General features: G+C 62.4%; 14 protein-coding genes. 5 read left to right on the top strand and 9 right to left on the bottom strand.

Translation table 11 applies throughout. The annotated features are described in order from the left end of the window. Window positions 1-45: 45 nt before the first annotated feature. Genes cueR through APH35_RS22720 form a run of 3 tightly spaced genes read right to left on the bottom strand, consistent with a single transcriptional unit; the run spans window position 46 to window position 3,294 of the window. The gene (gene cueR, locus APH35_RS22730) at window positions 46-456 is read right to left on the bottom strand and encodes a Cu(I)-responsive transcriptional regulator (RefSeq protein WP_012270351.1); all 411 of its coding nucleotides are present in this window, start codon (window positions 454-456) and stop codon (window positions 46-48) included. Further along, the gene (locus APH35_RS22725) at window positions 453-2,855 is read right to left on the bottom strand and encodes a heavy metal translocating P-type ATPase (protein ID WP_012270352.1); all 2,403 of its coding nucleotides are present in this window, start codon (window positions 2,853-2,855) and stop codon (window positions 453-455) included. Before APH35_RS22725 ends, cueR begins: the two co-directional genes overlap by 4 nt. 52 nt (window positions 2,856-2,907) lie before the next feature. Then, window positions 2,908-3,294 (bottom strand): hypothetical protein, encoded by a 387-nt coding sequence (locus APH35_RS22720; RefSeq protein WP_012270353.1) that lies wholly within the window; start codon window positions 3,292-3,294, stop codon window positions 2,908-2,910. 143 nt (window positions 3,295-3,437) lie between these two features. On the opposite strand from APH35_RS22720, the gene APH35_RS22715 reads away from it, so the two are divergent. Further along, the gene (locus APH35_RS22715) at window positions 3,438-3,635 is read left to right on the top strand and encodes a heavy-metal-associated domain-containing protein (protein WP_012270354.1); all 198 of its coding nucleotides are present in this window, start codon (window positions 3,438-3,440) and stop codon (window positions 3,633-3,635) included. A gap of 108 nt (window positions 3,636-3,743) precedes the next feature. Then, a complete protein-coding gene (locus APH35_RS22710; protein ID WP_060515569.1) occupies window positions 3,744-4,925 on the top strand; it encodes a multidrug effflux MFS transporter in 1,182 nt (393 codons plus the stop codon). Here APH35_RS22710 and APH35_RS29500 read toward each other — a convergent pair. Beyond that, window positions 4,876-5,073, bottom strand: a complete 198-nt coding sequence (locus APH35_RS29500; RefSeq protein ID WP_071984764.1) for a hypothetical protein — start codon at window positions 5,071-5,073, stop codon at window positions 4,876-4,878. The genes APH35_RS22710 and APH35_RS29500 overlap by 50 nt on opposite strands. 487 nt (window positions 5,074-5,560) lie before the next feature. On the opposite strand from APH35_RS29500, the gene APH35_RS22705 reads away from it, so the two are divergent. Further along, window positions 5,561-6,274 carry an ArsR/SmtB family transcription factor gene (locus tag APH35_RS22705; RefSeq protein ID WP_060494584.1) on the top strand — a complete coding sequence of 238 codons (714 nt, stop codon included), beginning with the start codon at window positions 5,561-5,563 and terminating at the stop codon, window positions 6,272-6,274. A 20-nt stretch (window positions 6,275-6,294) separates the two neighbouring features. On the opposite strand, the gene APH35_RS22700 is transcribed toward APH35_RS22705, so the two are convergent. From APH35_RS22700 to APH35_RS22680, 5 genes are all read right to left on the bottom strand, one after another. Then, on the bottom strand, window positions 6,295-7,242 hold the full coding sequence (locus tag APH35_RS22700; protein WP_012270357.1) for an adenosine deaminase: 948 nt from the start codon (window positions 7,240-7,242) through the stop codon (window positions 6,295-6,297). Between the two features lie 86 nt (window positions 7,243-7,328). After that, entirely contained in the window at window positions 7,329-8,015 is a 687-nt protein-coding gene (locus APH35_RS22695; protein ID WP_012270358.1) for an SDR family oxidoreductase, read from the bottom strand. Between the two features lie 370 nt (window positions 8,016-8,385). Continuing rightward, on the bottom strand, window positions 8,386-8,970 hold the full coding sequence (locus APH35_RS22690) for an IMPACT family protein (RefSeq protein ID WP_012270359.1): 585 nt from the start codon (window positions 8,968-8,970) through the stop codon (window positions 8,386-8,388). A gap of 9 nt (window positions 8,971-8,979) precedes the next feature. After that, window positions 8,980-9,642, bottom strand: coding sequence for a TetR/AcrR family transcriptional regulator (locus tag APH35_RS22685; protein ID WP_012270360.1), 663 nt, complete (start codon window positions 9,640-9,642; stop codon window positions 8,980-8,982). 90 nt (window positions 9,643-9,732) lie between these two features. Then, the gene (locus APH35_RS22680) at window positions 9,733-10,650 is read right to left on the bottom strand and encodes a LysR family transcriptional regulator (RefSeq protein ID WP_012270361.1); all 918 of its coding nucleotides are present in this window, start codon (window positions 10,648-10,650) and stop codon (window positions 9,733-9,735) included. 118 nt (window positions 10,651-10,768) lie between these two features. On the opposite strand from APH35_RS22680, the gene APH35_RS22675 reads away from it, so the two are divergent. Beyond that, entirely contained in the window at window positions 10,769-12,115 is a 1,347-nt protein-coding gene (locus APH35_RS22675; protein WP_012270362.1) for an aspartate aminotransferase family protein, read from the top strand. Window positions 12,116-12,188: 73 nt separating this feature from the next. Further along, window positions 12,189-13,682 (top strand): CoA-acylating methylmalonate-semialdehyde dehydrogenase, encoded by a 1,494-nt coding sequence (locus APH35_RS22670; protein WP_012270363.1) that lies wholly within the window; start codon window positions 12,189-12,191, stop codon window positions 13,680-13,682. Window positions 13,683-13,879: the final 197 nt, after the last annotated feature.

Raw genomic sequence — 13,879 nt, 5'->3', positions numbered from 1 at the left:
CGGTCGCGTTTGGACGCTTTTGGCATACCAAACGCTTTTGATCGCTCAGTGACAGCAGTTGCCGGTAGCGCCATTGGCCAGGTCCTTGAGGATCGGGCAGTCCGGGCGGTCATCCCCTTGGCAGTGCGACACCAGCTCGCCAAGGGTATCGCGCAGGCTCACCAGCTCCTCGATGCGCCGGTTCAGTTCATCGATGTGCTGTATCGCCAGTGCCTTCACGTCGGCACTGGCACGCTGGCGGTCTTGCCACAGGGTCAGCAGCTTGCCGACCTCCTCAAGGGAAAAGCCCAGGTCGCGGGAGCGCTTGATGAAGGCCAGGCTGTGCAGGTCTTGCGCCTGGTACAAGCGGTAGCCGCTATCGCTGCGTGTGGCTGGTTTGAGCAGGCCGATGGACTCGTAGTAACGAATCATCTTGGTGCTGAGCCCGCTGCGGCGGGCGGCCTGGCCGATGTTCATGGCGCCTCCTGGGTGCTGCTACTGGTGGGTTTCCACGCCTTGAGCCACAGCGCGTTACTGACCACGCTGACGCTGGACAGGGCCATGGCGGCACCGGCCAGTACCGGGTTGAGGTAACCCAGCGCGGCCAGCGGGATGCCGATCAAGTTGTAGATGAAAGCCCAGAACAGGTTCTGGCGGATCTTCGCGTAGGTCTTGCGGCTGATTTCCAGCGCGGCGGGCACCAGGCGCGGGTCGCCACGCATCAGGGTGATGCCGGCGGCCTGCATGGCCACGTCGGTGCCGCCACCCATGGCGATGCCGATGTCGGCAGCGGCCAGCGCGGGTGCATCGTTGATGCCATCGCCGACCATGGCAACCACACCGTCGCGCTTGAGTGCCGTCACCGTCGCGGCCTTATCGGCCGGCAGCACTTCGGCATGCACATCGTCGATGCCCAGGGCATCGGCCACCACCTTGGCGCTGCCACGGTTGTCACCGGTCAGCAGGTGGCTGCTGATGTGCTGTGCATGCAGGGTGTCGATGGCTTGCGCGGCGCCGGGCTTGAGGCTGTCACCAAAGGCGAACAGGCCCAGCACGCGCGGTTGCCTGCCGCGTTCGATCAGCCATGACAGGGTGCGCCCTTCGGCTTCCCAGGCCTGGGCCTTGGAGGCCAGCTCACCAGGCTGCAGAGCGCTCTCGTCTAGCAGGCGGCGGTTGCCCAGCGCCAGCTCACGGCCCTCGACACGCCCGGCAATGCCGCGCCCGGTCAGCGATTGGCTGTCGGCAACCTCGGGCACGTCCAGCCCCTGTTCGGCGCACGCCTGCAGTACCGCCTTGGCCAGCGGGTGTTCACTGCCGCGCTGCAGGGCGCCGGCCAGGCGGTGCAGCTCGGTACTGCTGCCGTCCTGTGCCTGACTGTGAACCACCCGCGGGCTGCCGGAGGTAAGGGTGCCGGTCTTGTCGAAGACCACGCGGTTGACCGCATGGGCCCGCTCCAGGGCTTCGGCATCCTTGATCAAGATGCCATGGCGGGCGGCGACCCCGGTGCCAGCCATGATCGCTGCGGGCGTGGCCAGGCCGAGGGCGCAGGGGCAGGCGATGACCAGCACGGCAACGGCGTTGATCAGCGCGGTTTCCAGTGGTGCACCGGCCAGCCACCAGCCGATCAGGGTGATCAGCGCCAGCACCAGTACAGCCGGGACGAATACCTGGCTGACCCGGTCGACCAGCTTCTGGATTGGCGCTTTGGCGGCCTGGGCGTCTTCCACCAGGCGGATGATGCGTGCCAGCACGGTCTCGGTGCCCAGTGCCTGGGTACGGACCAGCAACCGGCCTTCGCCGTTGATAGCGCCACCGGTGACGCTGTCGCCGGGTTGCTTGGGCACTGGCAGGCTCTCGCCGCTGATCAGGGCCTCATCGGCGTGGCTGCTGCCATCTTCGACCACGCCATCGACCGGGAAACGCTCGCCGGGCTTTACCAGGACCAGGTCGCCCAGGCGCAACTGGGCGATTGCCACGTCCTCCTCCTGGCCATCGACCACGCGCACGGCGCGTTCCGGGCGCAAGGCTTCGAGGGCGCGGATGGCGCTGGCGGTTTGGCGCTTGGCGCGGCTTTCCAGGTACTTGCCCAGCAATACCAGGGCAATCACCACGGCGGAGGCTTCGAAGTACAGGTGCGGGGCCATGCCGGCGGGGGCCTGCGCCCATTGATACAGGCTAAGGCCATAGCCGGCACTGGTGCCCAGGGCCACCAGCAGGTCCATGTTGCCGGCACCGGCGCGCACGGCCTTCCAGGCGGCTACGTAGAAGCGTGCCCCAAGAATGAATTGCACCGGCGTGGCCAGCAGGAATTGCGCCCAGGCAGGCAGCATCCAGTGCAGGCCGAACGGTTGTACCAGCATTGGCAATACCAGCGGCAGGGCCAACAGCAAGGCTGCGCCGACCGCCAGGCGCTCGTTGCGCAGGCGGTGCTGGGCAGCGCTTTGCTCGTCCCTGGCAGATTGCGGCAGGCTGGCGCTGTAGCCGGCCTTTTGTACGGCGTCGATCAGCAGGTTGTCATCGAGGGCTGTGAGCACTTCGAGGTGCGCGCGTTCGCTGGCCAGGTTCACGCTGACCTGCTCGACGCCGGGCAATTTGCCGAGGGCGCGCTCTACACGGCCGACACAGCTGGCGCAGGTCATGCCGCCGATCTGCAGTTCGAGAGTGCGGGTGGGCACGCCGTAACCGGCTTCGCGCACGGCGTCGACCAACGCCGGCAGGCTGTCGGCCGGGGCCAGAACCCGGGCTTTTTCAGTGGTGAGGTTTACGCTGACCTGTTCAGCGCCTGTGACCTTGCGCAGGGCGCGTTCGACCCGGCCAGCACAGCTGGCACAGGTCATGCCGGTGATCGGCAGGTCGTAAGTGGTGGATGCGGGCATGGCTCTCCTCCTTGGACTGGCCTCCAGCATCAACCTTGCCACGCGGGCAAGGTCAATAGCCCAGATCGGCTCGCTTCAACTCCAGCCCATATTGCCCCATGGCGATGCGGTATTTGTTGATCTGGCCCGCCTGCAGGTTCAAACGCGTGCTGCGCTGGTCTTCGATGCCTGCGGCGCAACCCGGCATTTGCCCGGGTAGCAGGCGCAGGCGCACATCCACAGGGCCCGGCGGCAGGTTGAACGAGGTGGACTGCTCCTGAAATACGCGCCCGGAAAGCTGGTCGTTGAGGTACACGCCGATTTCGCAGCTGGTAGCTACCTCCAGCCGCTCCCGGGAAATGATCAGTACGCTGTAGGCCGAGTTGCCCTCGGCGCTGGCCGGTGGCACCACAGCCAGCGCGCCCAGTAGCCCGACGACGCCCAATGCTGCCCTGAACATGAAAAATCTCCTGCTTGCTTGATCGTCAAAGGCGCAGCTTGGCCGACGCGGGCGCGGATTTCCACCCCGGCTGTTGCAGGCGGGGCTTGACCTTGCCCTGATGGCAAGCTTGAGACTCGTGGAAAACCTGAAGGAGGTAACCCATGCAAGTGTTCAATGTACAAGGCATGACCTGCGGCCATTGCGTGAAAGCCGTGACCCGCGCGGTGCAGGAGCAGGATGCGGCGGCCAAGGTCGAGATCGACCTGGCGGCGAAACAGGTACGGGTGCAGAGTGAGCTGGCGCAGGAGCAGATCCTCACTGCCATTCGGGATGAAGGTTATCAGGCCGAACTTGCCTGAAGACTTGGCAGTGCCCTCCACAGGGGCACTGTGTTGCAAATGTTTTCAGACTGATGGGGTCCACAGCAGGTAGAATCATGCACTTGCTTAGCCTGCTATGGATTCCTGATGAACCTGCGAATGGTGCTCATCCTGGGCGCACTCAGTGCGTTTGGGCCTTTGGCGATCGACTTCTACCTGCCCGCCTTCCCGGCCATGGCGCAAGCGTTCGCTACCGATGAAAAACACGTCCAGGCCACGTTGGCTGCCTACTTCCTCGGCCTGTCCATCGGCCAGTTGGCCTATGGGCCAGTTGCCGACCGCTTTGGCCGACGCCTACCGTTGATGTTCGGCGTGACCCTGTTCACCCTGGCGTCACTGGCTTGTGCCTATGCCCCCAACCTCGACACATTGGTACTGGCGCGTTTCGTCCAGGCACTGGGCGGTTGTGCCGGCATGGTGCTGTCGCGGGCCATCGTCAGCGACAAGTGCGACCCGGTAGCCTCAGCGAAAGTGTTCTCGCAGCTGATGCTGGTCATGGGCCTGGCGCCGATCCTGGCGCCGATGCTGGGTGGGGTGCTGGTGAACCTGGCCGGCTGGCAGTCGATTTTCCTCGCGCTGAGCCTGTTCAGTGCCGGCTGCCTGCTGGCGGTCAGCCTGGGCCTGCCTGAAAGCCTGCCTGAGCATATACCCCGCCAGCCGCTGTCTGGCGCCTTGCGCCAGTACCTGCGTTTGCTCGCTGACCGGGCTTTCCTCGGCCATGCGTTGACCGGCGGTATCGCTATTGCCGGCATGTTTGCCTATATCGCCGGTTCGCCCTTCGTATTCATCAAGCTGTATGGGGTGCCCGCCGAGCATTACGGCTGGTTGTTCGGTACCAATGCTGCGGGCTTTATTCTGGTGGCACAGGTGAACGCCCGCTTGCTGGCCAGGCGCGGGCCAGCCTTCCTGCTGGCCCGCGCGGTTTGGCTGTACCTGGTTGCGGGCCTGGTGCTGCTGGGCGTGGCGGCATTGCGACCCGCGCAGTTGTGGCCGCTGCTGATACCGCTGTTCATCTGTATCGCCAGCCTTGGTTGCATCATTCCCAATGCTTCCGCCTGCGCCATGAGCGGGCAGGGTGCGCGGGCCGGCAGTGCCTCGGCACTGATGGGCTGCGTGCAGTTCAGCGTTGCCGCAGGTGCGGCGGCGCTGGTCGGGCTGCTGCATGATGGCAGTGCAGTGCCGATGGCAATGGTGATCAGCCTGTGCGGGGCGCTTGTGGTCAGTGTCGCGCTGTTGACCCGACGTTTGCAGGCCAAGGTTCCCGCATGAGCGGGTGAGGTGCCTGCAGACGGGTTTCCAGCGTAGCGACGAAGGCGCGCGCCTCGGCCTCGCTACGGAAACTGACCACATGCTGATCGAGCTGGACTTGCCAGGGGCAGGCGGGGTTTCGGCTCGACGCACTTACGACAATTTTCATCGCGGCATACCTCCAGGAAGGGGAGCCGCTCAAGTGTAGCGCTGGCCCACCAGCCTGCCATGGCACTGCTTCAGCGTCCTGACTGACGGTAAGTGCGTACATTTTCCAGACGGTGTTTCCTGCTTTGGGCGCAAAGCCTGCAATTCCCCAGAACTTTCGCTTTGTTGCGCGCTAATTTTTGAAGGTTGCTGTGGGCCGCATCTGAAATTGCTGCAAGTCTATTTTTATCAGAATGTTTCAGTGCTTCTGTATGGGTGTACCTGGGCCTTGTTTGGCTGGGTTCGAGCCGTTTTCCAAAGCTGCCTCGCTGAGTGCCAAGGGTAGGCATACCCAATGGTTTTCGCCTTGGGTAGGTCGGCGCGTGGTCGTCTGAACGGTGTTTTCTGCGGCTTATACTGGCGAACCAGGCCAGTGCCAGCGAGACGCGCTTCCCTGCCAGGGTTGGCAATCGCATCCACACAGTGAACTTGCAGGGAGTTACAGGGACATGAACGCAGCCAGCAGTATCAGCCAAATCGCCAGCCTGATGGCCGACCCCAAGCGCAGTGCCATGTTGTGGGCATTGATCGATGGCACGCCACGGTTGGCCAATGAACTCGCGATAATGACCGGCCTGACTTCGTCGTCGGCCTGCGCGCACCTCTCGTTGCTGTCGTCGGCCGGTTTGCTCAAGCATGAAGCCAGGGGCCGTAAACGCTACTTCTGCCTGGCAACCCCTCAGGTCGGGGCGGCGGTTGAGGCCTTGGCCAGCGTACAGCTGGAAAGCGTACGGGGAGAGCGTGCCAAGGCGCCGGTATCATCGCTGCCCATGTCGATGCGCCGGGCACGCCGATGTGGCGACCACCTGGGCGGGGCGTTGGCCAGTGAGTTGTATGATCGCCTGGTGGTGGCCGGCTGGCTGGACGGCTGCGGTCGACAGTTGATGGTCAGTGACGAGGGGCGGGCGCAGTTGGCGTTGGTCGGGGTCTACATCGATGCTCTGGCGCCACACCAGCAACGAGGTTGCGTGATCTGCCGCTGCACCGAGTGGGATGACCAGGGCCCGCACCTTGGGGGCGTGCTGGGCCAGGCCTTGTTCAGGTTGTTTTTGCAATCTGGCTGGATACGTGAGGCCGAGGACACGCGGGCTTTGCATATTTCGGCGCTGGGCGTCCAGCAGATCAATCGCATTGCCCGCGTGGCGACGTTGCAGGTCGGTTGAGCGCAACGTCGTCATGCGACTCAGATCAAACGTGCGTCAAGGCTGTTCTGCGCCAGGCGACGGGCTTGGTCTTCGGTCATGCCCAGGTGGGTGTGCAGGGCGTGGAAGTTTTCCGTGACATAGCCGCCGAAGTAGGCCGGGTCGTCCGAGTTGACGGTGACTTTCACGCCACGCTCGAGCATGTCCAGGATGTTGTGCTGGCTCATGTGATCGAACACGCACAGCTTTGTGTTGGACAGCGGGCACACGGTGAGCGGGATCTGTTCTTCGATGATGCGCTGCATCAGGCGCTCGTCCTCGATGGCGCGCACGCCATGGTCGATACGCTTGATCTTCAGCAGGTCGAGGGCTTCCCAAATGTACTCGGGCGGGCCTTCTTCTCCCGCATGGGCAACGGCGACGAAGCCTTCGCTGCGGGCGCGGTCGAACACACGCTGGAACTTGCGTGGCGGGTGGCCCATCTCCGAGCTGTCCAGGCCTACAGCAATGAACGCATCGCGGAACGGCAAGGCCTGGTCGAGGGTCTTGTGCGCCTCATCCTCGCTGAGGTGGCGCAGGAAGCTGAGGATCAGGCCACTGCTGATGCCCAACTGCTCGCGGCCGTCCTTGAGCGCCTGGCTGATACCGTTGAGCACCACTTCGAAGGCGATACCGCGGTCAGTGTGGGTCTGCGGGTCGAAGAACGGTTCGGTGTGAACCACGTTCTGAGCCTTGCAACGTTGCAGGTAGGCCCAGGTCAGGTCGTAGAAGTCCTGCTCGGTACGCAGCACATCGGCGCCCTGGTAATACAGGTCGAGGAACTCTTGCAGGTTGTTGAAGGCGTAGGCGCCGCGCAAGGTTTCCACATCGTTCCAGGGCAGGGCGATCTTGTTGCGCTCGGCCAGGGCGAACAGCAGCTCGGGCTCCAGCGAGCCCTCCAGGTGCAGGTGCAGCTCGGCCTTGGGCAGGGCGTTCAACCAGTCATACATAAAAAGGGGTCTCAATCAGGTACGGTTGCCGCCATTCTACAGGCACCGGCCAGGCAATGCGCCCGGCCGGCCCGCGACCGGGTGAATCACCAGACCAAGGGTTCGCCTTTGTAGTTGATGAAGCGCAGGCCGCCGTTGCCACTTTGCGCCTTGATCTGTTCGAGCATGCCACGGGTGCTGGTGAGCACATCGATTTCGGCGTTTTCGCCGCCCATGTCGGTTTTCACCCAGCCCGGGTGCATGGCCAGTACGCACAGGTCGGGGCGCTGCTGCTCGACAACAAAGCTGTTGATCATCGAGTTCAGTGCTGCCTTGCTGGCTTTGTACAGGCAGATTTCACCGCCGTCGGGTATGGTCACGCTGCCCAGAATAGAGCTCATGAACGCCAGAACACCGCTGCCCTCGCGTACCTGGCCTACCAGCCGGCGTGCCACGCGGATCGGCGCCACGGCGTTGGTCATGAACAGGTCGCCGATGTCTTTGGTCTGTACCGTCTCCAAGTCTTGCGGCAACGGGCCCATGACACCTGCGTTGATGAACACCAGGTCGAATGCCTGGCCTTGAAGGCGTAGCTTCAGGCCGTCGAGCTGGGCAGTGTCGTTCATCTCCAGCTGCTCGATGTGCACGCCGGGCACGTCCGCCAGGGCACCTGGCTGCTGCGGGTTGCGGACGGTGGCGGTGATGTTCCAGCCGTCTTCGTGCAGGCGTTGTACCAGGCCCAGGCCAAGCCCCCGCGAGGCGCCGATGATAAGTGCGTTTTTTGCGTTAGCCATGTGAGCGCGCTCCGTTGGTCGGTGGCAAAGAAAGGTATTGAGGATAATGCACAGCGGCAGTCGCTGCCTGCCTATGGCTGTATAAAAAACGATCAACTATGCCTGGGCCTTGCCTGGCCGGGCGCCTGGCCTGTTAGCGCACGGGTTATCCACAGGCTGGTCCACAGTTATTGTGTGCAAGCTGAGGCTTTCGCGCGCTGGCCCGCCAGGCCTTGCATTGAGGATAACTCGAGCGCTTTCAGCAATTTGCGGCTGTCATCAAATAGTGATCAATTTATGATCAAAACGCTGCAGGCCTTGAAAATAGCTGGCTGCAAATGAGTGCCCCAAGGTTATCCACAGGCAGGCCCACAGGTGTTGTGGGCAATGTTCAGCGCGCTTCGAGCAAAATGCGCCCGCGGCTCAGATCGGCCAGTTGCTGCTGCAATGGCGCCAGGTGGGCGTCACCCAGGGCAATCAACAGATCCACGCCATTGGCGGTGAACTGTTCATCCAGGACCAGGCCGTCAACCTCTGCCAGGCGCAGCTTCACCAGCGCAAGTTCGCTGAAACTGCAGCTGCAGGTGAATTCGCTGCGCTGTACCAGCAGGCGTTTGGGTGCTTGTTGCAGGCACTTGTTGGCGCCGCCGCCATAGGCCCTTGCCAGTCCGCCTGTACCCAGCTGGATACCGCCGTACCAGCGGATCACCAGAACCACCACCTGGTCGCAATCCTGCGCTTCGATGGCCGCCAGGATCGGCCGCCCTGCGGTCCCGCCGGGCTCGCCGTCATCGCTGCTGCGGTACTGCGCGCCGAGTTTCCAGGCCCAGCAGTTGTGGGTGGCGGCAAGGTCGCTGTGGCGTTCGATGAAACTCATCGCTTCGGCGGCACTGCTGATTGGCCCGGCGAGGGTGATGAAGCGGCTTTTGCGGATTTCCTCGCGGTACTCGCAGAGGTCGAGCAGGGTCGAAGGCATAAAAAGTAGTCAGGCAGCCGGCTTGATGCCGCAGCCCTTCAGAATGATGTGGATAAGGTTGTTGCTCGCGTCTTCCATGTCCTGCTTGGTCAGGCGGCTGCGGCCGGTCACCTGGCAGATCTGGGTGGCGAAGTCGGCGTAATGCTGGGTGCTGCCCCAGAGCAGGAAGATCAGGTGCACCGGGTCGACAGGGTCCATCTTGCCGGCTTCGATCCAGGCCTGGAACACTGCAGCCCGGCCGCGGAACCATTCGCGGTAGTCGGCACTGAAGTATTCGGTCAGGCAGGTGCCACCGCTGATCACTTCCATGGCGAAAATCCGCGAGGCTTGCGGGTTGCGCCGAGAGAACTCCATCTTGGTGCGGATGTACTGACTCAGGGCTTCGCCGGGGTCATCCTCGACGCTCAAGGCGTTGAACGTGCTGTCCCACAACTCGATGATGTTGCTGAGCACGGCAATGTACAGGCCCAGCTTGTTGGTGAAGTAGTAGTGCAGGTTGGCCTTGGGCAACCCTGCCTTGAGCGCGATGGTGTTCATGCTGGTGCCCTTGAAACCATGGCGGGCGAATTCGTCTTCGGCGGCCTGGATAATGGCCTGTTCGTTCTTCTGGCGGATGCGGCCTGCGGGCTTGCCCGAGGCGGAGAGGCGATGCGCAGGGACTTCTAGGGTCATGGACGATTCCGTACGGGGCAATGGCTGCGGCTGTCGGACAAGATTACCTGCCTGTGCCGAAGTGACAAGCGTTTGCGGCACAGACTGGCATCAACGTGTCGCAGCCAGGCTTTCGAGGAAGCTTTCCAGCACCAGGTTGGGGCGCCGGCCTTTGCGGGTAACCCAGCTCAGGCTCAGGTCGTAGAAGCGCTGCCGGGGCTTGAGCGCACGCAAACGGCCCTGTTGTACCCAGAACGTGGCGTAGTGGTCGGGCAGGTAGCCGATGTAGCGCCCGGTCAGGATCAGAAACGCCATGCCCTCGCGGTCCGAAGCGCTGGCCGTGCAATTCAGCGCCTGGTAATGCGCCTGAATTTCGGCAGGCAGGCGGAAGGTGGGGGTGATGGCTTCCTGGCTATTGAGGCGCTCGTCGTCGATTTGCTGGTCATCGGCATAGAACAACGGATGGCCAACCGCGCAGTACAGCAGCGAGCGTTCGCTGTACAACGGCTGGTACTCCAAGCCCGACAACGGGCTGGTCTGCGGCACTACGCCCACGTGCAGGCTGCCGTCGAGCACGCCGTGCTCGACCTGGCTGGGGGCGATCATGCGGATCTGGATGCGTACATCCGGGCCACGATCCTTGAGCTCGGCCAGGGCATGGGTGATGCGCATATGTGGCAGCGTCACCAGGTTGTCGGTCAGGCCAATGTTCAGTTCGCCACGCAAATGCTGGTGCAGGCCGTTGACCTCGGTGCGGAAGCTCTCCAGAGCACTGAGCAGCTGCAGTGCCGAGTGGTAGACCTCGCGGCCTTCCTCGGTCAGCGAGAAACCGGCGCGACCACGCTGGCACAGACGCAGGCCGAGGCGTTGTTCGAGGTCGTTCATCTGCTGGCTGATGGCCGAGCGGCCAATGCCCAGTACGTTTTCGGCGGCTGAGAAGCCACCGCACTCGACGACGCTGCGGTAGATCTTCAGCAAGCGGATGTCGAAATCGCTGACTTGAGCGAGTGGATCGGGGCGTCGGCTCATTAGTTTAGTAACGACCTGTCTGAAGATTAGAAATGTAGGCTTTTTCCGACTTTATCGCCGTGCCAATTTAGCTGCAACAACATCCATCGTTGCCTAATCGTCTTTCGAGGAACCGCCGATGAACATGCCCGAAACCGCCCCTGCCGGTATCGCCAGCCAGCTCAAGCTGGATGCCCACTGGATGCCCTACACCGCCAACCGCAATTTCCAGCGCGACCCACGCCTGATCGTGGCGGCCGAAGGCAACTACCTGGTCGATGACCAGGGGCGCAAGATCTTTGACGCCCTGTCTGGCCTGTGGACCTGCGGCGCCGGGCACACCCGCAAGGAAATCACCGAAGCGGTGACTCGCCAGCTGGGTACGCTGGACTATTCCCCCGCGTTTCAGTTTGGCCACCCGCTGTCGTTCCAGCTGGCGGAAAAGATCGCCGAGCTGGTGCCGGGCAATCTGAATCATGTCTTCTATACCAACTCCGGTTCCGAATGCGCTGACACCGCGCTGAAGATGGTACGTGCCTACTGGCGCCTGAAAGGCCAGGCGACCAAGACCAAGATCATCGGCCGTGCTCGTGGCTACCACGGGGTGAACATCGCCGGTACCAGCCTGGGGGGTGTCAACGGCAACCGCAAGATGTTTGGCCAACTGCTGGATGTCGATCACCTGCCTCACACCGTGTTGCCGGTGAACGCCTTCTCCAAAGGCATGCCAGAAGAGGGCGGTATTGCCCTGGCTGACGAAATGCTCAAGCTGATCGAACTGCACGATGCCTCCAACATTGCTGCGGTCATTGTCGAGCCGCTGGCAGGTTCGGCCGGTGTGCTGCCACCGCCGAAGGGTTACCTGAAACGCCTGCGTGAAATCTGCACCCAGCACAACATCCTGCTGATCTTCGACGAAGTGATCACCGGCTTCGGCCGCATGGGCGCGATGACCGGCTCGGAAGCCTTCGGCGTTACCCCGGACCTGATGTGCATCGCCAAACAGGTGACCAACGGCGCCATCCCGATGGGCGCGGTAATCGCCAGCAGCGAGATCTACCAGACCTTCATGGACCAGCCGACGCCGGAATATGCCGTGGAATTCCCGCACGGCTACACCTACTCGGCGCACCCGGTAGCCTGTGCCGCCGGTATCGCCGCGCTGGACCTGCTGCAGAAAGAAAACCTGGTGCAGTCCGCTGCCGAGCTGGCGCCGCACTTCGAGAAGTTGCTGCACGGCGTAAAGGGCACCAAGAACGTCATCGATATCCGTAACTACGGCTTGGCCGGCGCCATCCAGATCGCCGCCCGTGACGGTGATGCCATCGTCCGCCCATACGAAGTGGCGATGAAGTTGTGGAAGGCAGGCTTCTATGTACGCTTCGGGGGCGACACTCTGCAGTTCGGCCCAACGTTCAACACCACGCCGCAAGAACTGGATCGCCTGTTCGACGCCGTCGGCGAAAACCTGAACCTGATCGACTGATCTTTCCGATTTCGATGTCAGGCGCGTGCAAGTATCGCGCGCCTGTCTCTACCTTCTTTATCTGGAGTTTTGCATGAGCATTGTTCAGCACCTGATCCATGGCGAGCTGGTTTCCAAGGGAGAACGCACCGCTGATGTCTTCAACCCGTCCACCGGCCAGGCTGTTCGCAAGGTCGAGCTGGCCAGCCGCGCGACCGTGCAGGAAGCGATCGACTCCGCCAAGGCGGCCTTCCCGGCCTGGCGCAACACCCCGCCGGCCAAGCGCGCCCAGGTGATGTTCCGCTTCAAGCAATTGCTGGAGCAGAACGAAGCCAAGATTTCGCAGATGATCAGCGAAGAGCATGGCAAGACCCTGGAAGACGCAGCTGGCGAGCTGAAGCGCGGCATCGAGAACGTCGAGTTCGCCTGTGCAGCGCCAGAGGTTTTGAAGGGCGAGTACAGCCGCAACGTCGGCCCGAATATCGATGCCTGGTCCGACTTCCAGCCGCTGGGTGTGGTTGCTGGCATTACCCCGTTCAACTTCCCGGCCATGGTGCCTCTGTGGATGTACCCGCTGGCCATTGCTTGCGGTAACGCGTTCATCCTCAAACCTTCCGAGCGTGACCCAAGCTCGACCTTGTACATTGCCCAACTGCTGCTGGAAGCCGGCCTGCCGAAGGGCATCCTCAACGTGGTGCACGGTGACAAGGAAGCGGTGGATGCGCTAATCGAAGCGCCAGAAGTAAAAGCGCTGAGCTTCGTTGGTTCAACCCCGATCGCCGAGTACATCTATGCCGAAGGCACCAAGCGTGGCAAGCGCGTGCAAGCCTTGGGTGGCGCGAAGAACCACGCCGTGCTGATGCCGGATGCCGACCTGGACAATGCTGTAAGCGCACTGATGGGCGCGGCCTACGGTTCGTGTGGCGAGCGTTGCATGGCTATTTCGGTTGCGGTGTGCGTGGGCGACCAGGTAGCCGATGCCCTGATTGCCAAGCTGGAACCGCAGATCAAGGCGCTGAAGATTGGTGCCGGCACCTCGTGCGGCCTGGACATGGGCCCGCTGGTGACTGCTGCTGCCCGTGACAAGGTAGTGGGTTACATCGATGACGGGGTTGCTGCTGGTGCCAAGCTGGTGGTGGATGGCCGTGGCTTGCGTGTGGCCGGTAATGAAGATGGCTACTTCGTGGGGGGTACTTTGTTCGACAAGGTGACCCCGCAGATGCGCATCTATAAAGAAGAGATCTTCGGCCCGGTGCTGTGCGTGGTGCGTGTGAACAGCCTGGAGCAGGCCATGCAACTGATCAATGATCACGAGTATGGCAACGGTACCTGCATCTTCACCCGTGACGGTGAAGCGGCGCGCCTGTTCTGCGACGAGATCGAAGTGGGCATGGTGGGTGTGAACGTGCCGCTGCCGGTGCCGGTGGCTTATCACAGCTTTGGTGGCTGGAAGCGTTCGCTGTTCGGTGACCTGCATGCCTATGGCCCTGACGGGGTGCGCTTCTATACGCGTCGCAAGGCGATTACCCAGCGTTGGCCGCAGCGTGCCAGCCATGAAGCGTCGCAGTTTGCATTCCCTAGCCTTTAAGGCCGGTGACTAAAGCGGGGAGGCCGGTAGGCCTCCCCGCTTTGTTTTTCAGCGAGATGAAGGTTTATTGAAATTAAAGGTTGACGGGGTTTCGAATCCCCTTATAATGCGCCCCACTTCCAGCGACATCGGAACGACAAACTCCTTGAGATTCAATGAGTTAAGTAGTTAAGGTGGTGTTGGGAGGGCTACGATCG

Source organism: Pseudomonas sp. NBRC 111132, from assembly GCF_001320565.1.
Taxonomy (GTDB): domain Bacteria; phylum Pseudomonadota; class Gammaproteobacteria; order Pseudomonadales; family Pseudomonadaceae; genus Aquipseudomonas; species Aquipseudomonas putida_P.
The sequence above is the reverse complement of the archived record's forward strand: the minus strand, read 5'-3'. Positions and strand labels throughout refer to the sequence as shown.